This window comes from Streptomyces sp. SID5910 (genome assembly GCF_009862125.1).
Taxonomy (GTDB): Bacteria; Actinomycetota; Actinomycetes; order Streptomycetales; family Streptomycetaceae; genus Streptomyces.
Genome location: NZ_WWHX01000906.1, coordinates 1 through 5,371 on the forward strand (window position 1 = coordinate 1; position 5,371 = coordinate 5,371).

Annotated in this window: 3 protein-coding genes; 1 reads left to right on the plus strand and 2 read right to left on the minus strand. The window is 75.8% G+C overall.

Translation table 11 applies throughout. The features are described from left to right. Together GTW67_RS32485 and GTW67_RS32490 are read right to left on the minus strand one after the other, a co-directional pair. On the minus strand, window positions 1-1,053 hold a 1,053-nt coding region (locus tag GTW67_RS32485), incomplete at its 3' end, for an AAA family ATPase (RefSeq protein WP_524539846.1). Between the two features lie 485 nt (window positions 1,054-1,538). Continuing rightward, window positions 1,539-1,931 (minus strand): cell division protein SepF, encoded by a 393-nt coding sequence (locus GTW67_RS32490; protein WP_346010801.1) that lies wholly within the window; start codon window positions 1,929-1,931, stop codon window positions 1,539-1,541. 216 nt (window positions 1,932-2,147) lie between these two features. Here GTW67_RS32490 and GTW67_RS32495 point away from each other — a divergent pair, with 216 nt between their 5' ends. Beyond that, a complete protein-coding gene (locus tag GTW67_RS32495; protein WP_161168338.1) occupies window positions 2,148-5,300 on the plus strand; it encodes an FAD-binding and (Fe-S)-binding domain-containing protein in 3,153 nt (1,050 codons plus the stop codon). The last annotated feature ends 71 nt before the right edge of the window (window positions 5,301-5,371 follow it).

The window sequence follows — 5,371 nt, forward strand, 5'->3', positions numbered from 1 at the left end:
GCGCTGGTGCACGTCCAGGCCGCGGTCGAGGCCGTCGGCGAGGACGGTGAGCGTCTGGAGCGCGGCGGGCACCTCGCCGGCCGGGTCCACCTCCAGCACGCCGGGGCCGGTGAACAGCACGAGCGCGAGGGCGAGGTAGCGCAGCTCGCCGTAGCCGAGGCGGGGGAGGCCGGTGCGGACGCCGTCGCCCCGGTCGAGCAGCGCGCGGACCACACCGCCGACGACCGGCTCGGCCAGCACGTCCTCGACGGGGCCCGCGCAGCCGGCGCGTACGGCGGCGACGAACTGGGCGTGCCGCCGGGCGCACTCGGCCCGGGTGCGCCACAGCACGTCGGCGAGGTTGTCGCAGCCGCCGAGCAGCCGTCCGGAGCCGGTGGGCACGGGGGCGCGCATCCTGGCGGGGCGCGGGTCGCAGGCGAAGACGGAACGCAGGGCGACCACCACCTGCTCGGCCGCCGCCAGCACCCTGCGCTGCCCGTCGGTCTTGCCGGCCACGCGCAGCGGCAGCAGCGGCGTGCCGAGCCGGTCGTCGGGCAGCGGGGCGCGGGTGACGGGCGCCGACCCGGCCGTGTGCCAGGCGGCCTGCACGGCGCGTCGGCCGGGGTCGCGCAGGGCGGTCTCCAGCAGGACGAGTCCGCCGGCCGTCAGCCGCTCGCCCACGATGCGCAGTTCGGGCTCGGCCTGTACGGCCACGTCGAGGCTCACCGGGCCCTCGGGGCCGTCGACCGTGCAGCCGATGCGGAAGCCGCGGCGCCGCTCGGCGTCGGGCAGGGCCCGCTCGGGGACGCAGGCGACCGGGTCGGGGAAGACCGCGGTGAGCTCCGCGCCGCCGCCGAGCCGGGCGAGCGCCTCGTAGGCCCGCAGCGCGCTGGTCTTGCCGCAGCCGCTGGGGCCGGCCAGCAGGGTGAGGGACGCTAGCGGGATCCGGGCCCGCCGGTGCCGGGCGAACGCGGACAGCCGCAGTTCCGTGACGCGCGGTCGGTCCGGGTGCGCGGGGGCGGCGTACGCCGCCGAAGGGGACGTCGTCGAGGGGGACGCGGTTCCAGGGGACATCGCCGAGGGGGACGCCGTCGACGCGGGTGACACGGCCATGTCCGGACCGTAGGGCTCCGGATCCCGGGCGAACCGTTCCGCCCGGTCGACGTTCCCACGATCGGGGGACGCGCTCGCCAGGCCGGAAGCGCTGGTCACGCGCCGGGCCCGCCGGGCCGCCGGGCCTGGGCTGCCGGGGCTAGGCCAGCGGGCCTGGGCCAGCACGCCTGAGCCGCCAGGCCTGGGCCAGCACGCCTGGGCCGCCGGGCCTGAGCCGCCGGGCCTGGGCCGTCGGAGCTCAGCCAGCATGCCTGGGTCGTCGGGCCTGGGCCGTCGGGGTTGCGCCGTCGAGGTTGGGCCAGCGCGCCTGGGCCAGCGGGCCTGGGCCGCCAGGCCTGGGCCGGGCGCCGCGAGGGCCCTCCTGATCCGCCCCGCGGGCGGAGGGACTTCGCGGGGCCGGTCCCGTCGTACCGGGCGCCGCGTACCGCGCGCCCCCGGTCCCGGGGTCACATTCCGGGGACCCCGGCCGCGCCCTCCATCAGGCCGTTCACCTCGGTTCCGGCCGGCGTCAGCAGGAACACGTTGCGGTCGACCCGGTGCATGCCGCTGGCCAGGCCGAAGACGACGCCCGTGCTGAAGTCCAGGACGCGCTTGGCGACCTCGGTCTCGGCGCTCGTCAGGTCCAGGAGCACCGGAATGCCCGCCATCAGCGTCTCGGCGACCTCGCGGGCGTCCGCGAAGACATTGACCCGCAGGACGACGAAACGCCGCCGCGCCTCCGTCTCCGCCTCCGGCATCGCGCGATGGCCGACCGACGACGGCCAGGCGTCGCGCCCGCGCAACGGAACGACCTGGGCGAGCCCTTCCCACTGTTCATCGGTGACGTCGTAGCTGTTCACCGGCTCCCCCGATTCCACTCGCCTTCAATGCGTGCACCAGCCAATTCTTACGTCAACTCACCCGTTCGGCCCAACAGCGACACGGTCCGCGACCGTCCCGGCGCACACCGCCACCCCGAGGTTGCCGCGACCTGCCGCGGGGTACCCGCCGGCTGCCGTGCCGCACACCCGGCCGGTCGTCGCCGTCGCACCGTACATCTCGCCGAGGAGGCCCCGATGGGCGCGCTGGACCTGCCCGAACCCGTCGTCCGTGAAGGGGCGCCGCCGCCGGTCGACACGGCCGCGCTGCGGGCGGCGCTGCGCGAGCGGGTCGACGGCGAGGTCAGGTTCGACGCGGGGAGCCGCGCCGCGTACTCGACGGACGCCTCGAACTTCCGGCAGACGCCGATCGGCGTGGTCGTCCCGCGCACCCCCGAGGCCGGCGCCGAAGCGGTGGCCGTGGCCCGGGAGTTCGGCGCGCCGGTGCTGTCGCGGGGCGGCGGGACCAGCCTGGCCGGGCAGTGCACCAACGCCGGGCTGGTGCTCGACTGGTCGAAGTACTGCACGCGCGTGGAGTCCCTGGACGTGGACGCGCGCACCTGTGTCGTGCAGCCCGGGATCGTGCTGGACGACCTCAACCGGCAGCTCGCCCCGCACGGCCTGCGCTTCGGACCCGAACCCGCCACCCACGCCAACTGCACCATCGGCGGCATGATCGGCAACAACTCCTGCGGGGCCACCGCGCAGGCGCACGGCAAGGTCGTCGACAACATCGCCCGCCTGGAGGTGGTGCTGTACGACGGCACCCGCTTCTGGTGCGGGGAGACCGGCGACGAGGAGTACGCCGCGATCGAGCGGCAGGGCGACCTGCGGGCGACGGTCTACCGGCGGCTGCGGACGCTGCGCGACACGTACGCCGACGAGATCCGCCGCCGCTTCCCGGACATCCCGCGCCGGGTGTCGGGCTACAACCTGGACTCGCTGCTGCCGGAGCACGGCTTCGACGTCGCCGGGCTGCTGGTGGGCAGCGAGTCGACGCTCGTCACCGTCCTGCGGGCGGAGCTGGAGCTCGTGCCGGTGGTGCGGGAACGCACGCTGGTCGTCCTGGGGTTCGACAGCATCGAGCGGGCCGCCGACGCGGTGCCCGACGTGCTGTCGCACGGGCCGATCGCCCTGGAGGGCGTCGACGCCCGGCTGGTGCGCGACGAGCGGATCAAGCGCCTCAACGCGAAGGCGCTGGCCGAGATGCCCGACGGGAACGCCTTCCTGATGGTGCAGTTCGGCGGCGACACCGTCGAGGAGGCGGGCGCGCGGGCGCACCGGATGCTGGACGCGGTGCACCGCTCCGAGCACGACGCCGACTGCGCGTTCATGGACGACCCGGCGCACGAGCAGGACCTGTGGCAGGTCCGCGAGTCCGGGCTCGGCGCCACCGCCCACATCCCGGGCAGGGCGGACACCTTCGAGGGCTGGGAGGACTCGGCGGTGGCGCCCGAGAGGCTGGGCGACTACCTGCGCCGGCTGCGGTCCCTGTTCGAGGAGTTCGGCTACCTCAGCGACACCGGGCCCAGCCTGTACGGCCACTTCGGGCACGGCTGCGTGCACACCCGCATCCCCTTCGGCCTGTACACCGCCGACGGGGTCGCGGCCTACCGCCGGTTCATGGAGCGGGCCGCCGACCTGGTCGTGGAGTTCGGCGGGTCGCTGTCCGGGGAGCACGGGGACGGGCAGAGCCGGGGCGAGCTGCTGCCGCGCATGTTCGGCGACGAGCTGGTGGAGGCGTTCGGGCGGCTCAAGGCCGTCTTCGACCCGCTGGACCGGATGAACCCGGGGAAGGTCGTGGCGCCGTACCGGCTCGACGAGAACCTGCGGCTCGGCGGCGACTGGGCCCCGTACGAGCCCCGCGACCCGCACTTCCGGTTCCCGCACGACGGGGGGTCGTTCGCGCAGGCCGCCAACCGGTGCGTGGGGGTCGGCAAGTGCCGCCAGCACACCAGCGACGGCACGGTGATGTGCCCGTCGTACCAGGTGACGCGGGAGGAGGAGCACTCCACGCGGGGGCGGGCGCGGCTGCTGTTCGAGATGCTCGACGGGCACGGGGACGCGGCCGTCCGGGACGGCTGGCGGTCGGAGGCGGTCAAGGACGCGCTCGATCTCTGCCTGGCCTGCAAGGGGTGCAAGAAGGACTGCCCGGCGGACGTCGACATGGCCACGTACAAGGCGGAGTTCCTGTCCCACCACTACGCGGGCCGGCCGTGGCGCAGGCCGCGCTCGGACTGGTCCATGGGCTGGCTGCCGGCACTGGCGCAGGTGGTGGGCCGTACCCGGCTCGGGCCGGTCGTCAACGCGCTCACGCACACGCCGCTGCTGTCGAGGGCCGCCGTGGCCCTCGCGGGCGTGGCGGACCGGGAGGTGCCGCTGTTCGCCGGGCGGACGTTCGAGCAGTGGTTCGCGGACCACGAGCCGGAGGGTGACGGGCGGCGCGGAACGGTGCTGCTGTGGCCGGACACGTTCACCAACCACTTCCACCCGCACGTCGGGCGGGCGGCCGTACGGGTGCTGGAGCACGCGGGCTGGCGGGTGGAGCTGCCGGGCGAGCCGCTGTGCTGCGGGCTGACCTGGATCTCCACCGGGCAGCTCGGCACGGCGGAGCGGATCCTCACCCGGACGGTGCGCGCCCTGGCCCCGCACGTGCGGGCGGGCGGACTGGTGGTGGCGCTGGAGCCGAGCTGCACGGCGGTGTTCCGGGCGGACGCGGCGGAGCTGTTCCCCGGCGACCAGGACGTGCTGCGGCTGGCCGAGCGGACGGTCACGCTGTCGGAGCTGCTGACCGGGCACTCCCCCGGCTACGAGCCGCCGCGGGTGCCCGAGCGGTCCGCGAGGGCGCTGGCCCAGGTGCACTGCCACCAGCACGCGGTCATGGGCTGGGACGCGGACCGGGAACTGCTGCGCCGGGCCGGGGTGGATGCCGAGCGGCTGGACTCCGGCTGCTGCGGGCTGGCCGGCAACTTCGGCTTCGAGCGCGGCCATCTGGACGTCAGCGAGGCGTGCGCGGAGCGGGTGCTGCTGCCGCGGCTGCGGGACGAGGACGCGGCGACCGTGGTGCTGGCCGACGGCTTCAGCTGCCGCACCCAGATCCACGAGTTCGACAGCGGCGGCCACGAGGGTGTGCACCTGGCGGAGCTCCTGGCCTCGGCACTGCCCGGCTCCGCCGGGGACACCGACGCGCCGGGCAGCGCGTACGGCATGGCACCGGGCGCCCGCCCCACGCCTCCGGGCCGCCGGTCCCGGACCCTGGCCCTCGCGCTCACCGGCCTGGCCCTCGCAGGCACCGGCCTGGCCGCCGCCGGCACGGTCGCCGCCGTGACTCGGGCGCTGCGGCGACGCTGAGGGGGGCCGGCTGGGCCGGACGCGGGCCGTATCGCGGGCCCATCGGCGACGCGCGTACTCCGCGGGGGGGG